The organism is Kitasatospora indigofera, assembly GCF_014655955.1.
In the GTDB taxonomy this organism is placed as follows: Bacteria; Actinomycetota; Actinomycetes; order Streptomycetales; family Streptomycetaceae; genus Kitasatospora; species Kitasatospora indigofera.
Map to the genome: position 1 here is coordinate 1 of NZ_BNBO01000069.1, position 21,123 is coordinate 21,123.

The following is a 21,123-nucleotide window of genomic DNA, read 5'->3' on the forward strand; positions in this document are numbered from 1 at the left end:
GGCCCAGACCCTCGCCGAGATGAAGACCCAGGGCATGGAAACCGGCTGACCATCATGCACCCCACACCCACCACACCCACCACCACCCCGGCCCCGGAACGCCCGCACGAGGAGCACACCGGGCCCGCCGGGGCCACCGCGAAGCCCGCCCGCCCGGCCGGCCCGCCGCCCGCCGCCCGCCGTCGCGTCGTCGACTGGCGTCGCTGGACGCCGCTCGGCTTCCTGCTCCCGTTCGGCACCCTGTTCCTGATCACCTTCATCGCGCCGATCTGCTACGCCCTGCACCAGAGCCTGTTCAAGCTCCGGCGCTCCGGCCTCGGGCTCACCCCGCCGACCACGGTGTTCACCGGCCTGTCCAACTACACCGACGCACTGGCCGACGAGGCGTTCACCTCCTCCGTCGTGCGGGTGCTGCTGATCGGCGCCGTCCAGGTGCCGCTGATGCTCGGCCTGGCCCTGCTGCTGGCCCTGCTGCTCGACGCCCGCCGCACCCCCGCCAAGCGCCTCTTCCGGCTCGCCTTCTTCCTGCCCTACGCCATCCCCGGCGTCATCGGCGGCCTGATGTGGTCCTTCCTCTACCAGCCCGACGTCAGCCCGATCGCCCAGGCGCTGGCCGGCATCGGCCTGCACGTCGACCTCACCTCGGACAACTGGCTGCCCTGGTCGGTCGGCAACATCCTCACCTGGGGCTGGACCGGCTACAACATGATCGTCATCCACTCCGCCCTCAAGGCCATCCCCGGCGAACTCACCGAGGCCGCCGCACTGGACGGCTGCACCGGCTGGCGCCTCGCCTGGCACGTCAAGATCCCCCTCGTGCGGCCCGCCCTCCTGATGACCACCGTCTTCTCGATCATCGGCACCGCCCAGCTCTACAACGAACCGGTCGTCATGAAGGCGGTCGCGCCCAACCTCTCGGGCAGCTGGACACCGATCATGGCGGCCCAGAACGAGGTCGCGGCGAACAACTACAACGCGGCCGCCACCCGCTCGGTGATCCTCGCGCTGGTGATCTTCATCCTCTCGTTCGGATTCATGCGGTTCGTCAACAAGCGCGGAGCGGCACTGTGAACAAGGCACCCAGGGGCCCGGTGAAGCAAGCACCCGGCGGCCCGGCGCGCATCACCCGTCCGGCCGGCCGCATCGGGGTGCTCGCCGTCCTGCTGCTCGCCGCCCTCTACTCCCTGCTGCCGGTGTGGTGGCTGATCGTCTCCGCGACCAAGGACAGCAGCGACCTCTTCTCCAGCAACGGCTTCTGGTTCGCCGGCCGGATCGAGATCGTGCAGAACATCTCCACCCTGCTCGGCGTCCAGGACGGCATCTACGGACGCTGGCTCCTCAACAGCCTGCTCTACGCGGTCGGCGGCGCCCTCGTCGCCACCCTGCTGTCCGCGATGGCCGGCTACGTCCTGGCCAAGTACACCTTCCGCGGCCGCGAGGCGGTCTTCAACACCGTGCTCGGCGCGATCCTGCTGCCCGCCCCGCTCTTCGCCCTGCCGCTCTACCTGCTGTTCTCCGCCACCCACATCGTGAACACCTTCTGGGCGGTGTTCATCCCCAGCATCGTCAGCCCCTTCGGCGTCTACCTCTCCCGCATCTACGCCGCGGCCGCCGTCCCCGACGAACTGCTGGAAGCCGGACGCATCGACGGCGCCGGCGAGTTCAGGATCTTCCGCTCCATCGCCCTGCGGGTCCTCCAGCCCTCACTGGTCACCATCTTCCTGTTCCAGTTCGTCACCATCTGGACCAACTACCTGCTGCCCTCCCTGATGCTCGCCAACGACCGCCTGCAACCCGTCACCGTCGGCCTGGTCGCCTGGAAGGAACAACGCGGCCAGACCGTCCCCTACAACCTGATCATCACCGGCGCCCTGCTCTCGGTCGTCCCCATCGTCGTGATGTTCCTCCTCCTCCAGCGCCACTGGAAGGCCGGACTCACCTCCGGCAGCGTCAAGTAGCCCACCAACCAAGCCCCCCGCCCCGCCGGCCGAGCCCGCCCGCCCGCCGTCCGTCGGGTGTCGTGGCCCGCCGGCGGGGCCGGGCCGCCCGCGCACCGCAGGGCCTCCCGCCCCGCCGGCCGGGCCCGCCCGCCCGCGCACCGCCGGGACTCGTGGCCCACCACACAATTCTCCGAAGAGGCAGAGCAACAGATGAGTGAGCTGCGGCTGACCACCCTGACCCTGCCGACCGCACCGGTCGGCCCCGTCAACCCCCTCCCGCCGCTGTTCGGCGGCGCCGACCTGCACCAGGTCGAGGACACCACCCAGGCCGACGAGGAGATGCGCCACAACATCGGCTACGGCCGCGTCCCCTCCGTCATGCCCTACCTCATGCAGGACGGCTACACCCGCGAACGCGCACCCGCCGAGCACCCCGCGGCCGTCCTGGAGAACGCCACCCTGAAGGCCACCTTCCTGCCCGGCGCCGGCGGCCGCCTCTGGTCCCTGATCCACAAGCCCACCGGACGCGAACTCCTCTTCCGCAACCCGGTCTTCCAGCCCGCCAACCTCGCCCTGCGCGGCGCCTGGCTGGCCGGCGGCGTCGAGTGGAACATCGCCACCATCGGCCACACCCCCACCACCTGCGAACCCCTGCACACCGCCCGCCTCACCCGCCCCGACGGCACCCCCGTCCTGCGGATGTGGGAGTACGAACGGCTCCGCGGCGTCGTCTACCAGATCGACGCCCACCTGCCCGACGACTCCCAGGTCCTGCTCGTCCACATCCGCATCACCAACCCCCGCGACACCACCGTCCCCATGTACTGGTGGTCCAACATCGCCGTCCCCGAGGCCCCGGACGTGCGCGTCCTCGCCCCCGCCGACGCCGCCTGGCAGTTCACCTACGACCGCCGCATCCGCCACCTCGGCCTGCCCGCCCCGCACGGCACCGACCTCACCCGCACCACCCGCTCCCGCGACGCCGCCGACTACTTCTTCGACATCCCCGACGGCCGGCGCCACTGGATCACCGCCCTCGACGCCGCCGGCCGGGGCCTGGTCCAGGCCTCCACCCGCCGCCTGCGCGGCCGCAAACTCTTCCTCTGGGGACAGGGCGACGGCGGCCGCCACTGGCAGGAATGGCTCTCCGAACCCGGCCAGGCCTACCTGGAGATCCAGGCCGGCCTCGCCCGCACCCAACTCGAACACCTCCCGATGCCCGCCGGCGCCCAATGGTCCTGGACCGAGGCCTACGGCCTGCTGGAGGCCGACCCCGACGCCGTCCACGGCCCCGACTGGACCACCGCCCGCGACGCCGCCCGCGACAGCCTGGACACCCTCCTTCCGCAGAGCGTCCTCGACGCCGAACTCGAAGCCGCCGCCCACTGGGTGGACCAACAGCCCGACGAGGTCCTGCACACCGGCTCCGGCTGGGGCGCCCTCGAACAGCACCGCCGCGCCAAGGCCGGCGAGGCACCGCTGAGCACCCCCGGCACCCCCTTCCCCGCCTCCACCCTCGGCCGCGAACAGCAGCCGTGGCTGGAACTCCTCGACCACGGACGCATCACCGCCACCGACCCCGCCGAACCCCCCGCCTCCTACCAGAGCGACCCCGCCTGGCAGGCCCCGCTCCGCGCCGCCGACGGCTGGCCCGCCCACCTGCACCTCGGCGCCCTGCACGCCCACGCCGGCGACCACGAAGCCGCCCGCAAGGCCTGGCAACGATCCGTCGAACTGCACCCCACCCCCTGGGCCTGGCGCAGCCTCGCCACCCTCGCCGCCCACACCGGCGACCTCCAGGAAGCCGCCCAGGCCTACCGCCACGCCCTCCACCTCGCCCCCACCCTGCTGCCCCTCGTCCTGGAAGCCACCCAGCTCCTCCTCCGGGCCGGCCACCCGCACGAGGCGCTGGAGCACCTCGAAGCACTCGACGCCACCCAGCGCGCCCTCGGACGGGTCCGCTGGACCGAGGCCCGCGCCGCCCTCGACGCCGGCGACACCGACCGCTGCGGACACCTCCTCCACGAAGGCATCCGCATCGCCGACATCCGCGAAGGCGAAGGCTCCCTGCACGAACTCTGGTACGCCCACCAGCAGGCGACGGGCACCAGCACACCCGGCCTCCCGCTGCCCCGCGCCTACGACTTCCGGATGCTCGCCGCGGACCAGAGCGGCTGACACACGACACGGCCCACGTCAGGCCGCTCCGCGCACTGACGCCACCACCGGTACCCGGATGCTGGCGGCCCGTCGTCGTCCGCCGTCGTCGTCCTGCCGTCCCGCCGCCCGGCCGGCTGTCCGGCGGCTCCGCGACGGCGAGCCGGTTCCGCCTGCCCCGACCCGGTGGCTGCGTCCCCCCACGTGTCCGTGGGGGGACGCAGCCACCGGGTCGCGTCCGTTCCGGGTGACCCAGGCGGTGCCGCAGCTGCGGCCTGGGCCGGCCCCGGAGCCACCGGACGGACGGTCGCACCCACCCCGCCGCCGCAGAGCGGCGGACGGTCGGCGGTCACGCCTGGCCGAGGAGCACGCCCCGCCGGTGCAGGCGTGCTCCTCGGCCCGTCCTCGCTCGGCGGTACCTGGCGTCGCGCGGTCGGCCGAGGCGGCGCACCTCGCCCTGGCCGACCTGCCGCCGGGGGATCACCCGGGCACCGAACGGCCGTCCGTCGGCCGGCGGCGGCCGGGGTGAGCCGCGCGGGGTGCTCCGTCGAAGCGGCCTCCCGGCGGCGCGGCTTCGCCCCACGGAGCGCCGTCCGGCAGGATCGGGCGGCGGCTCCGTCCGCCGCCCGGGGGCGGCATCGTGGCGGCCCGCGGCCGGGGTCAGTTGGCGGCGATCTCGATGCCCTTGCTCCGCATAGCCTCGACGGTCCGGTCGCGTACGGTCTGGAGGGCGGTCCGGAGCGGTGTCCGGTTGGCCACCGCCTTGGTCAACTCGGCGCTCAGGGCGGCGGAGGTCTCGTTCATCACCGGTCCCCAGGCCCAGTCGGTGCTGCTCCGGGCGGTGCGGAAGACGTCGAAGATCACCTGGTCGCCGAAGTACGGGTCCGGCCGGTTGAGCGCGGGAAGGGTGTCGGCGGTGATCGCGGCGGGATAGATGCCGGCCTTGTCCACCAGGATCTCCAGGGACTTGCGGTCGCGGCCGAACCAGTTGGCGAACTCCAGCGCCGCCTCGCTGTTTCGGCAGCCCTTGACCAGCGCGGTGGCGGATCCGCCGTCGAAGCCGCTGGCCGCGTCGCCCGCGCTCCACCGGGGCATGGGCGCGACCGCCCACTGGCCCGCGGCCCCGGCCGCGTTCCGGGTGAGCAGGCCCGAGAACCAGGCGGGTGCCGGCAGGGCCGCGATCGTTCCGTTCTGCAGGTCGGCGAACAGGTCGTCGCTGTAGGCCTTCTCGGTCTTCACCAGGTCCTTGTCGAGGAGGGACTGCCAGTACGCGGTGACCTTGGTGGCGTTCGGGCCGGTGGTGTTCACCTTCCAGGTGTGCCCCTTGACGTCGAACCAACTGCCGCCCGCCTGTGCGGTGAGGGCGGTGAACCACCAGGGGTCGTCGGGCGTGAAGACGGTCAGGTGCCGCTCCGGGGCCGCCTGCCGCAGTCGCGCGGCGTCCGCCGCGAAGTCCTGCCAGGTGGCCTCCGGCTTGAGGCCGTACCGCTCGTACACGTCCCGGCGGTAGAAGAGGGCCATCGGGCCGAGGTCGACGGGGAACCCGTAGACCTCCCCGGCGACGCTGGTCTGCTGCCAGGCGGACTCGCTGTACTGGACCCGCTCGCCGACGACGCCCTGGCTGATCGGCAGCAGGGTCCCTTCGGCGACGAAGCTCGGCAGGGACTCGTAGCCCATCTGGACCAGGCAGGGGGCGGTGCCGTCCTTGACGGCCGTCTGCAGGGCGGCATAACCGCCCTGACTGCCTGGCGAGATCGTCCGGAACTCGACGTGGACGCGGGGATGGGCGCTGTTGAACAGGGCTGTTGCTTCCTGGTACCCGGGAGCCCAGCCCCAGAACGTCAGGGTGGTGGGCGGCGCCCCGCCGCCTCCCGCGGATCCGCAGGACGCGACACCGGCGAAGGCGGCGAGCGCGGCGAAGGCCGCGAGCGCGCGGCGGGGGACGGAGGGTCTGCGCATGGCTGGTCCTTGTCGAGGAGCGGGATCGCGTGCGGGACGGGCGGTGGGCACCGCGTGCCGGGCCCGCGGGGGCCGTCGCCGGACTGTGCGGGGAGTTCCTCGGCGTCGAGGACGGGGCGGACCCGGCAGGGCGACACCCGGGGCGCCCCGGCGTGGAGTTCCCACGGGGCGGCCGCCGCGGCTCCGGGGTGTGGCCGCTGCGGCGTGGTGGAGGCTGTCCGGACGCGCCGAGGAAGCGAGTCTGCAATAACATGCAGTATCCAGCCCGGTATCAAGCAATTGTCAACAGAAAAGCTCAAGATGTTGCACTGGCGGCCCGCATTGTGACGCCCCGGGCGTGGGGGAACCGGTCCGGGCGGGTGCCGGGCGGACCGGCCCGGAGGGTGGATGGACTCATCCGGGCCGAGGTCGCTCCCGACCCGCAACCGACCGGCCGGGCGTGGAGATGCCCACCGGTGGGTCACTGCCGGTGGGCATCGAGGCATCCTGGCGAGCGGGCGTCCGCGGTGAGTCAGTCGAACCGGATGTGCCTGACCCCCGTCCAGGCCCGGCGAAGGCGCCCGCGCAGTGCGCTGTCGGTGTTCGGGGCGAGCGTCAGTCCGCACGAGGCGGCAAGGCGGTCGGCGACCTGCGGGACCGTGAGGCGGTCGGTCCACAGGTGCTCGGCGAACTCCGGCCCGCCCAGGCGCTCCAGGCACAGGTCGAGCTTCGAGAGGGCGAAGCTCTCCCGGCGCAGGGGGGCGTCCTTCCCGGCGACGAACTGCGCGGCATGCCCGAAGCCACGCTCGCGCAGCCGTCGCAGCACGGTCCCGCGCTCCGCCAGCAAGGCGAAGTGCCGGACGTCATGGCCGCCCTCCCGCAGCCGGCCGACGATCTCGCGGAAGTACAGCGGCTCCACGACCGTCATCGGCGCGATCACCACGCCCTCGTGCGCGGTGAGAACGCGGTCCAGCACCTCGTGGACACCCTGCCGCCAGGCGGGAAGGTCCTGGAAGTCCCCGCGCAAGGACGGGGGCATCATCCGGTGAAGGCCGAAACCCACCTGCTCGGGGTCGCAGATGACGCTGCCGGCGAGCCGTCGCCGGATCTCGTGCGCGGTCTGCGTCTTGCCACCGCCGAAGGGGCCGTTGATCCACAAGAGCATGCACGGACCCTACTGCGCCGACGGGCACCTGGCACCGCGGCGCCGTCCGCCCCACCGTCGCGGCCCCCTCGCCCGGCGATTCCTTCCCGGCCGTCCCCCCGGCGGCCAAGGACCTTGGGCCGCCCGCCGGTGGGATCGGTGACGGCCGGTCAGGAGGGCCGGCCGGTCACCTGGGCGGCGGGCGGGTTCGACGGTCCGTCGGCTCACGTCCTCCGATCCGGCGGGCGACCTGGGGAGGATCAGGCCGGTGGCGTCCAGACGTACGGAGTGGTGGTGGTGATCGCGGTCAGGCCGAGGCGTCGCAGGATCGGGTCGCTGTCGTCGGAGGCGTCGACGTGCAGGTAGCGGTGGCCGTGCTCCAGGGCGATCCGGGCGCGCCGCGCCACCAGGGCGCGGTAGACGCCGCGGCCGCGCCAGGCCTCCAGCGTCGAGCCGCCCCGCAGTCCGGCGAAGTCCCGGTCGCGGTCCAGCATCAGCCACGCGGCCGACACCACCTCCCCGCCGGCCTCGGCGACCAGCAGGGCGGTCTCGTCCGGACGGGCGGTGAGCAGGCCGAGCAGGTGCCCGGCGAGGAAGCCCATGTCCTCGCCCCACACCGCGCTCTCCATCGCCGCGATCCGCGGCAGGTCGGCCGGGTCGGTGGTGCGGCGGACCGTCACCCCGGCCGGCGGTGCCGCGTCGAGGTCCAGGTCGGCGACCCGGCCGACCAGCACCGTCTCGCGCGGCTCGGGCACGAAGCCCGCGGCCAGCAGCCGGTCGGGCAGGTCGGCGGGGAGGTCATGGCCGCGGGTCTTCCACTCGAAGGCCTGGCCGTGCGCGGCGAAGTGGGTCTTCTGGCGGGCGATCAGGTCGTCGAGAGCGGCGCCGCGCACCCCTACGTCACGCGGGGTGCTGACGAACCCGCGGTGGCCGCCGGTCAGGCGCACCAGCGTTCCGTCGTGGTCGAGCACCGTGTCCGGCCCGGGGGAGAAGCCCCGCATCTGGTCGTCGTAGGCCGCGAGCAGCCGGCTCGGCAGATCGTCCTGGGTCATCGGATCGTCGTCAGTCATCGCTCCGAGCCTAGGGACGGCGTCAAGGCGATTCTCCCGCCGGTCGGTGGCCGGGCGGCTTCCGCTCCCACGCCCTTGCTGTCCGCGCCGGCGGGGCCGCGCCGGGACGGCCGAGGAGCGCGGGCGGCACGACGGGGCAGCAGTGCACCCTCCACCCGACGACCCCTCCCTGGCCGGACGACGTGCGGTCGACCCGGCGGTCCCCACAGTCGCCCGCGGGGGCCGCCGCCGTCAAGACTTCACGTCAGGAAACCCTGCTCACCGCAGGCTTGCCCGATGTGTGCCTGCCACGGTCGGCCGGGTGATGTCCCTGTGCGAGCCCGCTGCGCAGGGCCCGGGCGAACGCGGGGCAACGTTCTTTCATCAAGTGAAGGCAAATCAGCAGCTGGGCCGTCCATCGCCTCCACTCTATTGACTCAACCTATTGACGTCACATGTCCCCGGTGTTTCACTTCCCTCCGCGAGAGAGCGCTCTCACGCCGTTGACAACCTGCTCGGTCCCCCTCCCCACCCGCCATGCCAGGGAGAGTCATGTCCTTCGTCCCGACCCGCCGGACCGTCCTTCGCGGTGCAGCGGTCGCCGCCGCGCTGCCGATGGTCGGCAATCTCTCGGCCGGCTCGGCCTCCGCCGCGTCAGGCGGCCACGGAACGCCGCCCGTCCTGGGCACCAACGTCCTGGTCTTCGACCCGTCCATGGGCGACGCGGCGATCCAGGCCCAGGTCGACGCCGTGTTCAAGGTCCAGGAGTCCAACCAGTTCGGCTCCGAGCGGTACGCCCTGGCCTTCAAGCCGGGCACGTACCACGTCGACATCAACGTCGGCTTCTACACCCACGTGCTGGGCCTCGGCGAGAGCCCCGACGACGTCGTGATCCACGGTCATGTCACGTCGGACGCCCAGTGGTTCGAGGGCAACGGCACCCAGAACTTCTGGCGGGCCGCCGAGAACCTGTGCATCGTCCCGCCGGACGGCCTGAACCGCTGGGCGGTGTCCCAGGCGGCGCCGATGCGGCGCACCCACGTCAAGGGCGACCTGACCCTGTGGCCCAGCCCGCCCGGCAACCGCTGGTCCAGCGGCGGGTTCCTCGCCGACAGCCTGGTGGACGGCCAGGTGGAGTCGGGGTCGCAGCAGCAGTGGCTGTCGCGCAACGACACCTTCGGCAGCTGGACCGGCGCCAACTGGAACATGGTCTTCGTCGGCACCCAGGGCGCCCCCGCCCAGAGCTTCCCGACGCCCCCGATCACCACGGTGGACCGCACCCCCGTCGTCCGGGAGAAGCCCTTCCTGACCGTGGACGCCCACGGCTCGTACCAGGTCTTCGTCCCCGCCCTGCGCCGCAACTCGACCGGGACGACCTGGTCCGCCGGCAAGGCCGCCGGTCACAGCATCCCGCTGTCCCGCTTCCACGTGGCCCGGCCGGGCGACTCCGCCGAGACCCTCAACCGCGCCCTCTCCCGGGGCCAGCACCTGCTGTTCACCCCGGGCATCTACCCGCTCTCCGCACCGCTGGAGGTCTCCCGCCCCGGGACGGTCGTCCTCGGCCTGGGGCTGGCCACCCTCCGGGCGGTCAAGGGCAACGCGCTGGTCGAGGTCGACGACGTCGACGACGTCACCATCGCCGGCGTGCTCCTGGAGACCGCCTCCGCCGGCTCCCGCGTCCTGCTCAGCGTCGGGGACGGCCGCAGCCGCCGGAACCACGCCGCCCGCCCCACCCTGCTCTTCGACGTCTTCGTCCGCGTCGGCGGTTTCGTGCCCGGCGGCACCGAGGTCGGCATCCGGATCGACAGCAACGACGTGATCGTCGACCACGTCTGGATCTGGCGCGCCGACCACGGCCTCGACGGCAGCGTCGGTTGGTCGGTCAACCCGGCCGGCGTCGGCTTCCTCGTGAACGGCGACCGGGTCACCGTCTACGGCCTGTTCGTCGAGCACTTCCAGAAGCACGAGGTGCTCTGGAAGGGCAACCAGGGCCGGACCTACTTCTTCCAGAACGAGCACCCGTACGACGTCCCCACCCAGGCCGCCTGGGGCCACCAGGGCACCCGTGGCTACGCCGCGTACAAGGTCGCCGACTCCGTCACCGAGCACCGGGCCTGGGGGCTGGGCAGCTACTGCTTCTTCAACCTCCAGGCCGACATCTACACGGACCGGGCCTACGAGGTCCCCGACACGCCGGGCGTCGTCCTCACCGACCTGATGACCGTCTGCCTCAACGGTCCGGGCGGCGGGGGGATCACGCACTGCGTCAACAACAGCGGCGACCCGGTGCAGAACGGATTCGGCACCTTCTTCCTGAAGGGCTACTCGAACGGGGTGGCCACCGCCTGACGCACCGTCGGGGCGGTACCCGCCCTGACGGGTGAGGCCAGGGGCACGGGGGCGGCGCGGGGAGATCCGGCCGCCCCCGTGGGCCCGTGGACCCGTGGACCCGTGGACCCCGGGGCCGACCGGGTCGGCCCCGGCGGTGCCGTTCACACACCGCGCGGCCGCCCGAGCCGGGCCGCCGCCGCGCGCCTGGCCTCCGGTGTCTCCAACGGGTCGTCACGCAGTTGCGCCAGCCGGTCCCGTACCTGCGGCAGGTCGGGCGCCCCGGCGATGCCGAGCATGCGGGCGTCCGCCTCGCAGTCCCACAGCGACTCGGTGTACGCGTGCTCCAGCCCGTCGGGGTCGATCGCCGCCAGCGCCTCCAGGTAAGCCGGCCGTTCGTACGAGTGCGGCGTGTGCAGCCAGTACCGGCGCAGCAGGGGAAGGGCCTCGGCGGCCTGCGGGCCGAAGCGGGCCAGGCTGGCCGCGAGTACCTTGGGGCCGCACCAACTGCCCTGCTCCAGATCGGCGGTGAGGTGCGCCGTCAGAACCGGGACGTCGGAGGCGTCGCCGTGCTCGGCCAGGATCTCCAAGCCGATCCGGACGAGCCAGCCCCGGCCGTCCTCCACCCACGTGCGGGCGTCCGGCACCGCGAGAGGTCCGCACCGCGCGACCGCCCGGGCCAGACCCGGAAGCGGGAACCGTCCGTCCTGGTCGCTCAGCGACGGCACCAGGGCGAGGAGGCCGGGCTCGGACGGTCGGCAGGCGAGCAGGCGCAGGGCATGGACCTTCGCGTCCTTGCGCGCGCCGGGATCGGCGAGGAGGGTCAGCAGGGTGCCGCCGGTGGGCGTTTCATCGAGGTGGCGCACGCGGCGGGAGGGACGCGGCACGGTGGCCGGCCCGAGCAGGGACCGCAGGGTCTCCCTGGCGTATGGGTCACTCCGCAGCCGCTCATTCCGTCTGTGGATGCGCGGGCCGAGGCCGGCCGGTCGGGAAGCGGCGGCGTTGCCGTCGGTGCGTGTGCAGGAAGCTGCCTCCGTGGTCCCGCTCCGGCGGTACGTTGGGCCGTGGAGAGCCGGCAGCGGCACCGCGCACCGGACGAAGCAGCGCAGGGAGGGGCTGTGCCGCAGGACATCGAGTTCGACCTTCCGTTCGAGCTGCGGACAAGCCCCGACCTGGAGGGAGCCCGGCGGCGGAACCTGCGATGGGTCCAGGACCAGCGACTGGTGGTCAGCGAACGGGCGCTGGACTGGTACCGCTCCTGGGACATCCCGCGCCTGGCCGCCTACGGCTTTCCCCACGCGACGGGCTCCGGGCTGGACCTGTGCGCCGACGCCATGGCGTTCTTCTTCGTCTTCGACGACCAGTTCGACGGCCCCCTGGGCCTGGCTCCCGGCCAGGTCGCCCGCCTGTGCCAGGGCCTGGTGGACATCGTCCACGGCGCCGGGCCTGGCGCCGTGGCCGATCCCTGCTCGGTCGCGTTCGCGGACCTGTGGCGGCGCTCCGCCGAGGGAGCCCCGCCCGGCTGGGCGGCGCGGGCGGCCCACGAATGGGAGTACTACTTCGCCGCCCACGCGCACGAGGCGATCAACCGCCGCCGTGGGGTGCCCGCCGGCATGGAGGAGTACCTTCAGGTGCGCCGGGGCGTCGCCGCCACCGGACTGCCGCTCTCGCTCGGGGAACGCGCAGCGGCGATCACCGTCCCCGCGGCCGCCTTTCACAGCCCGCAGCTGCGGATCATGCGCGAGATCGCCGTGGACGTCACGCTGATGTCCAACGACGTCTACTCCCTTGAGAAGGAGGAGGCGCGCGGGGACGTGGACAACCTCGTGCTGGTCGTCCAGCACGCCCGAGGCTGCTCCCGCGAGGAGGCCGTGACGGCGGCCCGCGACGAGGTCCACGAGCGTGTCGCTCGTTTCCGGCACCTCGCGGCCGAGGTCCCGGCCATGTGCCGCCGGCTCGCCCTGACGCCCGGGCAGTGCGGCGCCGTCGATGCCTATGCCGAGGTCATGGCCGGCTGGATGGTGGGCTACCACACCTGGCAGACCGAGACCCTGCGCTACCGCACCGCGCTGCGGACGCTGCCCAGGTCGGGCCCCGGCCACTTCGAGACCCTCCTCGAAGCCGAGCGCCGGGCGGACCATCCGCCCGGTCCGTCGTAGGGCGTCCGGCCCGGCCCGGCCGGTTCGGGTCGGGCCGGACGCCCGGGTGCCGTGCCCGGCCCGACCCGTCAGCGGCGGGGTCCACCCCGTTCTCCGTTGCTCCCGGTGGGCTGCGGACCGCGAGGCGTCCCCGGCGGCCGTGATCGCGACCGTGACGGCGGCCGCCGGGCCCGAACGGTCTCATCCGGGCCACCGGGCCCTTCGCGGACGAGGGTGGACGGGGACCGGACAGGCCCGGAGGGCCGCGGCGGGCGCCGGGTCACCAGGTGACGAGCAACTCGTCGAGGCTGTAGAGGGTGAGTTCGGTGCTGAACGGAAGCTGCTCCAGCGGAAGGACCAGCTGCAGGTCCGGGATGCGGCGGAACAGGGTCTCGTACGCGATGCTCATCTCGGCGCGGGAGAGTTCGGCGCCGATGCACTTGTGCGGGCCGTGGCCGAAGCCGAGGTGCCGTCCGGCCCGGCGGGTGATGTCGAAGGTGTCGGGGTCGGGGAACGCGTCGGCGTCCCGGTTCGCGGAGTCGAGCTGGACCAGGACGCCGTCGCCCTGCCGGATCGGCTGACCGCCGAGGGTGAGGTCCGCCAGCGCGGCGCGCTGGCGGCCGTTCACCGAGACCGTCGCGTAGCGCAGGGTCTCCTCGACCGTGGAGGCGAGCAGCCCGGGGCTCGGGTCGGCCTTCAGCAGCGCGAGTTGCTCCGGGTGGAGGAGGAGGGCGAGCACCCCGAACTCGATCATGTACGAGCTGGGCCCCCACCCCGCGAAGAAGAGCACCTGGATGGTGGAGACCGCCTTGGCGCGGGTCAGCCCGTCGGTGGCCGCGTAGGTGGCGAGCAGCCTGCTCACCATGTCGTCGCCCGGCTCGCGCATCCGCAGGTCCACCAGGTGCTCGAAGTACTCGTTCAGGTCCTGGAACGCCTCGCTGCCGGTCTCCTTGGACACCCGGCGGGAGCCGATCCGGCGGCTGCCGGCCTGGAGCAGGGGCCGGTCGGCCGGCGGCACGCCGAGCAGTTCGCCGATGGTGTGGGTGGCGACCGGGAGGGAGAGGGATTCGTACAGGTCGCACGGCTTGGTGCCGGCGAGCATGCCGTCGATCGCCTCGTCGACGATCCGCTGGATGGCCGCGCGGGCCTCGCGGGCCTTGCGGGCGGTGAACTCCTTGACCAGCACCCGTCGTTCGATCAGGTGCTCGGGCCCCTCGACGAAGGCGAACGGCAGGTCGATCTCCTGGCGGGCGGCCGAGGTGGGCTGGGTGTGCGGGAATCCCGGTGTGCGCGGGTCCGAGCTGAGCCTGCTGTCGGACAGCGCGGCCCGGGCGTCGTCGTGGCGGGTGACGAGCCAGGGCTCGCTGCCGTCCCAGGCCCGGACCCGGACCAGTCCGCCGGCCTCCCGGAGCGGCCGGTAGGCCGGGGGCGGGTCCATCGGGCAGCGGGCGTCCCGCTGGAGGGAGTAGTCGGCGGGTGCGGTGGTGGACGGGTCCGTCATGGTGTCTCCGTAGGGCTCAGGGATCAAGGGCGGCAGGGGATGTGGGGCTCAGGGGTTCAGTCGGTCGAGGGACGGGGGCGCTGCGGCAGCAGTTCGGACAGCCGGGCGGTCGGGCGCAGGGCGACGGCGTCCAGCAGCGCGAGGTAGCCGGTGAGGAGGTCGTCGGCCTCGACGGGGGGCACCACGCGGGTGTCGTGCTCCACCCGGACGCTGCTCCGCCGGGGGCCGGGGTGTTCGGAGATCCGCAGGGTCAGGTCGAACCTGGAGGCGTCGGACGGCAGGTCGAGCTCGCGCACCCGGCACCCCGGCAGGGCGAGCGAGCCGGTGCTGCCGGCCGGGTGGTGGGCGAGGGTCGGCAGGGTGCGCCGACCGCCCGGCGTTTGCTGCCAGGGGAGTTCCTCCCAGGGCAGGTCCTTGTGGGCGAAGGCCCGGCCGGCCGTGGTGGCCAGCCGGCGGGCCAGCTCGGTGAAGGGCGGGTCGCCGGTGAGGTCGACGCGCAGGGGGAGGGTGCCGACCAGGAAGCCGAGCAGGTGCTCGGTCTCCGGGAGGTCGCGGTGGGCCACCGGGGTACCGATCACCAACTCCTCCCGGTGGATCCGCCGGCCGGTCGTCGCGCCGAAGGCCGCGGCGAGGACGGCGAACAGGGAGACTCCTGCACGCCGGGCGAGGGCGCGCAGGGCTTCCTCGGTACGGGCGTCCAGCGAGCGGGTGACGGCCCGGCCGGGCCTCGCCACCGTGGCGCCGGCGTGTGTCGCCGTGGTGGTGGTGACGTCCGTGGCGTGCGCGGTGGCGCCGGTGGCCGTCGCGGCCGACGCGGCCGTGTCGGCGTCGGTGCCGGCGGCCGGCGGGCCGAGGCCCGGGGCCGCGCCGTCGAGTTCCCGCTGCCACCAACGGCGCAGCTCGTGGCGGCGGGCCCCGGTCAGCTGCCCGTGCTGCCAGTGCGCCCAGTCGGCGTACTGCAGGGGGAGGCCGGGCAGCCGCGGATCGGTTCCGGTGAGCGCGGCCGCGTAGCAGGCGCCGAGTTCGCGCAGCAGCACGTTCCAGGACCAGCCGTCCGCCACCAGCAGGTGGACGGCGACGACCAGCAGCAGCCGGTCGGGGCCGGTGCGGAGCAGCCCGGCCCGGGCCAGCGGCCCGCGGTCGGCGGCGAACGGCTGCTCGGCGAACTCCCGTGCGGAGATGAGTGGTTCACTGCCGTCCTCGGCGGCCAGCGGGGTGAGCGGGAGGGTGGCCGCGGGCAGTACCAGCTGGACGGGCTCGCCGGTCGCGGAGAGCGGGAAGACGGTGCGCAGCGGTTCGTGCCGCTCGACCAGGTGGTCCAGCGCCCGTTGGAGGGCGTCGAGGTCCGGCCGGCCGTCGACCTGGAAGCATCGGGCGGTGCTCTGGAGGGCCCCGGTCGGGTCGAGGGTGTGCAGGAGCCAGAGCCGGCGTTGCAGGTGCGAGAGCGGGAACGGCGTGCCGTCGGCCGGGGCCGCCGTGACCGCGGGGTTCGACGTTGCGGGGTTCGACGCCGTGCCCTTCGACGCCTCGCCCTTCAACGATGCGCCCTTCAACGTTGCGGCGTTCAACGATGCGGTGTTCAACGCTGCGCCCGGGCGGCTGGGCCGGGGACCTTGCGCGGCAGCCTGCGCGGGGGCTCGGCGAGGGCGGGCGGCGCCGCGCTGGCGCCCAGGGCGGCGGACAGCCGGGCGACGGTCGGGTGGGCCAGCACGGTCGCCAGGTCGATGTCCAGGCCCAGCGCCCGGCCGGCCGTGGCGGCGTACCGCATCGCCAGCAGCGAGTGGCCGCCGAGCTGGAAGAAGTCGTCCTCGGCACCGATCTCGGGCAGGTCCAGGAGCTCGGCCAGGACGCGGGCCAGCACCTCGGCGGCGGGGCCGTGGTCCGCCGGCCGGCCCTGCGGGGTGACCGCGGGCGGTGGCGGCACGGGCAGCCGGGAGCGGTCCACCTTGCCGGTCGCGCCCCGGGGCCAGTCCTCCACGATCAGGATGCTCTCGGGCACCAGGTGCCCGGGCAGGCGCTCGGCCAGGGCGGCCCGCAGGGCGGCCGGCTCCAGGACACCGCCGGGCCCGGCCTGGGCGTAGCCCACGAGCCGGGCCTGCGGCTCCCCGGCACGGTGGGCGACCACCTCCGCCTCACGGACGCCCGCCAGGGCGGCCAGCGCCGCCCGTACCTCCTCCGGCTCGATCCGGAACCCGCGGATCTTCACCTGGTGGTCGAGGCGGCCGAGGAACCGCAGGTTGCCGTCCGGCAGCCACTGGCCGCGGTCCCCGGTGCGGTAGAGGCGGGCGCCGGGCTCGGTGGAGTACGGGTCGGGCACGAAACGCTCGGCCGTCTCGGCGGGCCGCCCGAGGTAGCCGCGGGCGACCCCGGGGCCGCCGACGCAGATCTCGCCCGCGAAGCCGTCGGGGACGAGGTTCAGCCGGTCGTCCAGCAGGACGAGGTGGGCGTTGGAGACCGGGCGCCCGACCGGCACCTCGGAGCCGATCCGCCCGGCCCTGTTGGCCTCGAACGCCGTTGCGTAGACGGTGACTTCGGTGGGTCCGTACGAGTTGACCAGGCGGCGGGCGCCGAGCGCGAGTGCGGCCCGCACCACGTCCGGGGGCGCGGTGTCGCCGCCGACGACGAGTGCCTGGAGCCGGGCGAGGGCGTCGGGCGACGTCTCCGTCATGACCCGCAGCAGCGGGGTGACCAGCGTCATGTGGCTGATGTCGTGGCGGACGATGCGCCGGGCGATCTCCTGCGGGCCCGCGGCGGCCGGCAGGAGGTGGAGCGCGGCGCCGTTCAGCAGGGCGGACCAGACCTCCATGGCGAAGACGTCGAAGACGGTCGCGTTGGTGGCCAGTACGCGCCGGCCGGGGCCCGGGGCGGCCATGTCGGACGCGCGGAGGCGGGCGATCAGCGACCGGTGCTCGATCTGGACCCCCTTGGGGCGTCCGGTGGATCCGGAGGTGTAGATGACGTGGGCGAGGTCGCGGGGACTGCCGGGCACCGGCGCCCCGGGCGGCCCGGTGTACGACGGGTCCGGACGCGGGGTCAGGACCTGCCACCGGCCTGCCGGGAGCCGGCCGGCTCCGTCCGGGTCGGCCAGTACCGTGCGGGTGCCGCTGTCCTCCAGCAGCGCAGCCAGCCGGGCCGGCGGGTGCGTGGGGTCCAGGGTGAGGGAGCCGGCGCCGGTCATCAGGGTGGCCAGCATCGCCACCACCAGCCGGGCCGAGCGGGGCAGGTGGAGCGCCACCACGTCACCCCGGCCGACCCCGGACTCGGCGAGGACGGCCGCCAGTTCGCCCGCCCTGAGCCAGAGCTGACGGTATGTCAGTTCCTCGTCGTCCGCGGACACCGCCGGCGCCTGCGGGGTCCGGGCGACCCACTCGGCGACCACCTCGGGCACCCGGTCCGCCGACGGCTCGTCCTGGCGCCCGAGCGCCCGCCGCAGCAGCCGTCCGCGCTCTGCGCCCGAGACCAGCGCGAGTTCGGAGAGCGCGGTCCGTGGGGCGCGCACCACCGCCCGCAGGATCTCCTGGTAGGCGCGCATCAGCCCGGTGACGAACCCCGCCCCCAGCTGGTCGGAGTCGAACTCCCAGGAGACGGTGACGCCGTCCAGGGCGGCGGCCGGGCTCGGCGGCACCGGTCCGTCCGAGGCGGGGACCTGGAGGACGTTGCCCGGGCCGCGGCCGGTGCACCCGGCGGCGCGGTACCGCGGGAAGGCGATGAGGTTCAGGTCGAACTTGGCCGAGCCGGTGCCCAGGCCCTCGATGACGTCCAGCGAGAACGGGGCGGCTCCGAGCCGCCCCGGCATGGCGTCGTGGAAACTGAACGAGGCCTGGACCAGCGGGTTCACGCCGGGGACGTGCTCGGCCCGGCTCTGGGCGAGGATCTCCTCGAAGGGCAGGTCCTGGTGGTCCAGGGCAGCCCGTACGGTGTGCCCGACCTGGTCCAGCAGTGCGGTGAAGGGGGGATCGTCCGCCGTCCTGCCGCGCAGGACGACGGTGTTCACGAACATGCCCATCAGGTCCTCGGTGTTCTGCCAGCGGCGGTTCGCCACCCCGGAGCCGACCAGGACGTCCTCGGCGCCGGTGCTGCGGGACAGCAGGGCGAAGAACGCGGCCAGCAGCACGGCGTACAGGGAGTGGCCGTGGCGCCGCCCCAGCGCCTCCAGCGCGCGGGCCAGTTCGGCGTCGATCTCGACGCGCGGCGCGGCCCCGACGAACCGCCGGCCGGCCGCGGCCGCGCGCCGGGGGAGCGGCAGCACGGTCGACGCACCGGCCAGCTCCCGCCGCCAGAAGTCGCGCTGGCGCTGCGCCTCCGGGCCGAGGCACCATGCGCGCTGCCACCGCGCGTGGTCGTAGTACTGGATCTCCGGTTCGGGCCTGCGGACCTCGCCGTACCGCTGGTGGTCCAGGCAGCCCTCCACCAGCTCCCGCAGGAAGACGTTGAACGACCAGCCGTCGTGCACCAGATGGTGCTCCGCGTGGACCAGGACGTGCTCCTGCCCGCCCAGCCGGATCAGCAGCCAGCGCACCAGCGGTTCGGAGTCCAGCGCGAAGGGGCGCACGACGAACCGTTCGACGGCCTCGCCGAGCAGCTTCCCCTGCAGGCCGGCCGGTCGACCGCTCAGGTCGAGCAGCGGCAGCTCCACCGGCCGGGGCGGCTCGACGGTGCAGCGCAGCCGGCCGTCGTCGTTGTGGAAGCGGCTGCGCAGCACCTCGTGACGACGCACCAGGTCGGTGAGCACGGCGGACAACGCGTCCGGGTCCAGCGGGCCGCCGATCCGCAGCGCCGCCTGGGCGTGGTAGGCGAGGGAGCCGGGGCGCAGCTCCTGCATGAGCCAGATCCGCTCCTGCGCGAAGGACGGCACCCGCCGGGAGCCGTCCGGCCGCCCGCGCACCGGCCCCGGCACGGCCGGCGGCGGTGGTCCGCCGTCCCCGGCCGCCGCCAGCTCGGCCAGGGTGGCGCCGGAGAGGAGAGCCGCGAGCGGCAGCCGCCGGCCGAGTACGGCCTCGGCGCGCGCCGCGAAGCGGGTGGCCAGCAGCGAGTTGCCGCCGAGCGCCAGGAAGCTGTCGTCCCGGCCGACCCGGCCGAGTCCGAACAGGTCGGCGGCGAGCGAGGTGAGGGCCTCCTCGGCCGGTGTCCGGGCGGCGCGGTAGCCGGCGGCCGGGTGGGGGTCCGGGAGCCGGGCCCGGTCCACCTTGCCGCTCGCGGTCAGCGGCCAGGCGTCGAGCACCAGGACGGCGCCGGGCAGCAGGTGGGCCGGGAGGCGACGGGCGAGTTCGGCCCGGAGGCCGGCGCCGGTCGGCCGGTGGCCGGGCTCCGCGACCGCGTACCCGACGAGGTTGCGGTCGCCCTCACCGGCCGCCCCGGCGGCCACCGCGACGGCGTCGCGCACCCCCGGGAGCGCCGCCAGGGCGTTCTGGATGTCGTCCAACCGGATCCGGACGCCGCGGATCTTCAGTTCGTTGTCGCGGCGGCCCAGGAACTCGGTCCCTCCGCCGGGCAGCAGCCGGCCGAGGTCGCCGGTGCGGTAGAGGCGGGCGCCGGGGACGGCGCTGAACGGGTCCGGGACGAAGGCCTCGGCGGTCGGGCCGGGCCGGCCGAGGTAGCCGCGTCCCACGCCGGCGCCGCCGATGCAGAGCTCGCCCACCTCCCCGGCCGGCACCGGCCGGAGGTCGTCGTCCAGGACGACCACCCGGACGCCACCGACCGCTTGGCCCACCGGGACCCGCTCGGCGCCGGCATCGGCGCCGCCCCGGTGCAGGGTGGCGCAGACGGTCGTCTCGGACGGGCCGTAGCCGTTGAAGAAGCGGTGGCGGCCGCTCCAGAGCCGGGCGGTCTCGGGGAGGCAGACGTCGCCGACGCTCAGGACCACGTCCAGGTCGTCGAACCGCTCGGAGCCCAGGGTCCGCAGGACGGCGGCCGGGAGCACGGCGTGGGTGACGCGCCGGCGCCGCAGGGCCGCGGCGAGCGGCTCGCCCGAGGTCTCCGCCTCGGTGATCGCCTCCAGCCGGCCGCCGTGCGCCAGGGCCAGCAGGAGGTCGAAGACCGCGCCGTCGAAGGTGGGGTGGGAGAACTGGAGGACCCGGGAGCCCGGCCCCAGGGCGGGCAGGGTCTCGGCCTGGGCCCGGACCAGGTTGGCCACGCCCCGGTGTTCCAGCATCACCAGCTTCGGCTCCCCGGTCGAGCCCGAGGTGGCGACCAGGTACGCGAGGTCGCCGGGGGCGGCCCCCTCCCGCCCCGCGGGCTCCTCCCACCCCTCCCGGTCCGAGTCCGAGCCTGGGGCCGGGGCCGACGCCGGGTTCGGGCCTGCGTCGGGGTCCGGGTCCGGGTCCGGCCAGACCAGGTGCGCCACCCCGGGCAGCGCCGGCTCCGCCGAGGCCGCGACGGCGACCCGGGCCCCCGACGCACGGGCGGCCTGCTCGCGCCAGGCTGGCGGATCGCCCGGCTTGAGCGGGAGGAAGGCGCCGCCGGCCTTCCACACCGCCAGGGCCGCCTCGGCGAAGGCGGACCCGCGCTCCATGGTCACCAGGACCACGTCACCCCGGCGCACGCCGGCCCGGCGCAGCCGGTCCGCCAAGCTCTCCGTCCTGGCCAGTAGTTGACGGTACGTCCAGGTCCTCCGCCCGTCGCCGAGCGCGATCCGGTCGCCGTCCGCGCGGGCGATCCGGTCGATCACCTCGCCGGCCGGGACCCAGGCGTCGGTGCGTACGGGCGCGGCCGACGGCGGTTCGGCGGGACGGTCCGCCGGGTCCTCGACGGGATCGAGTGCGACCGCGGCCCACGGCGTCTCCAGCCTCAGTGCGCCGAGCAGTTGCCCGTACTCGGCTCCGGTCGGCAGAACAGGTCCGTTCATGACACTCCCTTGGCAGGTGACACGATGTCCTCCGGTGATGGCCGGGCGGGCGGCACCGCGACCTGCGCGGCGGCCCTGACGTGC

At 74.3% G+C, this 21,123-nt stretch carries 12 protein-coding genes; 5 read left to right on the forward strand and 7 right to left on the reverse strand.

Going from position 1 to position 21,123, the window contains the following annotated elements:
- Positions 1-54 precede the first annotated feature (54 nt).
- The 3 genes from IE329_RS35270 to IE329_RS35280 all read left to right on the forward strand — a co-directional run bounded on the left by IE329_RS35270 (position 55) and on the right by IE329_RS35280 (position 4,118).
- Positions 55-1,071, forward strand: coding sequence for a carbohydrate ABC transporter permease (locus tag IE329_RS35270; protein WP_190215122.1), 1,017 nt, complete (start codon positions 55-57; stop codon positions 1,069-1,071).
- 20 nt (positions 1,072-1,091) lie between these two features.
- Entirely contained in the window at positions 1,092-1,958 is an 867-nt protein-coding gene (locus tag IE329_RS35275; RefSeq protein WP_190215123.1) for a carbohydrate ABC transporter permease, read from the forward strand.
- 192 nt (positions 1,959-2,150) lie between these two features.
- Positions 2,151-4,118, forward strand: a complete 1,968-nt coding sequence (locus tag IE329_RS35280; protein ID WP_190215124.1) for a DUF5107 domain-containing protein — start codon at positions 2,151-2,153, stop codon at positions 4,116-4,118.
- A gap of 639 nt (positions 4,119-4,757) precedes the next feature.
- Here the strand turns inward: IE329_RS35280 and IE329_RS35285 are convergent.
- The 3 genes from IE329_RS35285 to IE329_RS35295 all read right to left on the reverse strand — a co-directional run bounded on the left by IE329_RS35285 (position 4,758) and on the right by IE329_RS35295 (position 8,249).
- Positions 4,758-6,056, reverse strand: a complete 1,299-nt coding sequence (locus IE329_RS35285; protein ID WP_190215125.1) for an ABC transporter substrate-binding protein — start codon at positions 6,054-6,056, stop codon at positions 4,758-4,760.
- 511 nt (positions 6,057-6,567) lie between these two features.
- Positions 6,568-7,200: an AAA family ATPase gene (locus IE329_RS35290; RefSeq protein ID WP_190215126.1), complete on the reverse strand. Its 633-nt coding sequence runs from the start codon at positions 7,198-7,200 to the stop codon at positions 6,568-6,570.
- 239 nt (positions 7,201-7,439) lie between these two features.
- Positions 7,440-8,249 carry a GNAT family N-acetyltransferase gene (locus IE329_RS35295; protein ID WP_229928018.1) on the reverse strand — a complete coding sequence of 270 codons (810 nt, stop codon included), beginning with the start codon at positions 8,247-8,249 and terminating at the stop codon, positions 7,440-7,442.
- 531 nt (positions 8,250-8,780) lie between these two features.
- On the opposite strand from IE329_RS35295, the gene IE329_RS35300 reads away from it, so the two are divergent.
- Positions 8,781-10,577 carry an adenylyl cyclase gene (locus IE329_RS35300; protein ID WP_229928019.1) on the forward strand — a complete coding sequence of 599 codons (1,797 nt, stop codon included), beginning with the start codon at positions 8,781-8,783 and terminating at the stop codon, positions 10,575-10,577.
- A gap of 143 nt (positions 10,578-10,720) precedes the next feature.
- On the opposite strand, the gene IE329_RS35305 is transcribed toward IE329_RS35300, so the two are convergent.
- Positions 10,721-11,422, reverse strand: a complete 702-nt coding sequence (locus tag IE329_RS35305) for a hypothetical protein (RefSeq protein WP_190215127.1) — start codon at positions 11,420-11,422, stop codon at positions 10,721-10,723.
- Between the two features lie 252 nt (positions 11,423-11,674).
- Here IE329_RS35305 and IE329_RS35310 point away from each other — a divergent pair, with 252 nt between their 5' ends.
- Positions 11,675-12,715, forward strand: a complete 1,041-nt coding sequence (locus tag IE329_RS35310) for a terpene synthase family protein (RefSeq protein ID WP_190215128.1) — start codon at positions 11,675-11,677, stop codon at positions 12,713-12,715.
- A gap of 259 nt (positions 12,716-12,974) precedes the next feature.
- Here IE329_RS35310 and IE329_RS35315 read toward each other — a convergent pair whose 3' ends face one another.
- Genes IE329_RS35315 through IE329_RS35325 form a run of 3 tightly spaced genes read right to left on the reverse strand, consistent with a single transcriptional unit; the run spans position 12,975 to position 21,039 of the window.
- Positions 12,975-14,195 (reverse strand): cytochrome P450, encoded by a 1,221-nt coding sequence (locus IE329_RS35315; protein ID WP_190215129.1) that lies wholly within the window; start codon positions 14,193-14,195, stop codon positions 12,975-12,977.
- A 56-nt stretch (positions 14,196-14,251) separates the two neighbouring features.
- Complete coding sequence (locus tag IE329_RS35320; RefSeq protein WP_190215130.1) at positions 14,252-15,763, reverse strand: condensation domain-containing protein; 1,512 nt, start codon at positions 15,761-15,763, stop codon at positions 14,252-14,254.
- 11 nt (positions 15,764-15,774) lie between these two features.
- On the reverse strand, positions 15,775-21,039 hold the full coding sequence (locus IE329_RS35325; RefSeq protein ID WP_190215131.1) for a non-ribosomal peptide synthetase: 5,265 nt from the start codon (positions 21,037-21,039) through the stop codon (positions 15,775-15,777).
- Positions 21,040-21,123: the final 84 nt, after the last annotated feature.

Bases quoted from the DNA above. Each gene is read 5' to 3' on its own strand.
- IE329_RS35270 (WP_190215122.1), top strand. From the start codon at position 55: ATGCACCCCACACCCACCACACCCACCACCACCCCGGCCCCGGAACGC.
- IE329_RS35280 (WP_190215124.1), top strand. From the start codon at position 2,151: ATGAGTGAGCTGCGGCTGACCACCCTGACCCTGCCGACCGCACCGGTC.
- IE329_RS35285 (WP_190215125.1), bottom strand. From the start codon at position 6,056: ATGCGCAGACCCTCCGTCCCCCGCCGCGCGCTCGCGGCCTTCGCCGCG.
- IE329_RS35290 (WP_190215126.1), bottom strand. From the start codon at position 7,200: ATGCTCTTGTGGATCAACGGCCCCTTCGGCGGTGGCAAGACGCAGACC.
- IE329_RS35295 (WP_229928018.1), bottom strand. From the start codon at position 8,249: ATGACTGACGACGATCCGATGACCCAGGACGATCTGCCGAGCCGGCTG.
- IE329_RS35300 (WP_229928019.1), top strand. From the start codon at position 8,781: ATGTCCTTCGTCCCGACCCGCCGGACCGTCCTTCGCGGTGCAGCGGTC.
- IE329_RS35315 (WP_190215129.1), bottom strand. From the start codon at position 14,195: ATGACGGACCCGTCCACCACCGCACCCGCCGACTACTCCCTCCAGCGG.
- IE329_RS35325 (WP_190215131.1), bottom strand. From the start codon at position 21,039: ATGAACGGACCTGTTCTGCCGACCGGAGCCGAGTACGGGCAACTGCTC.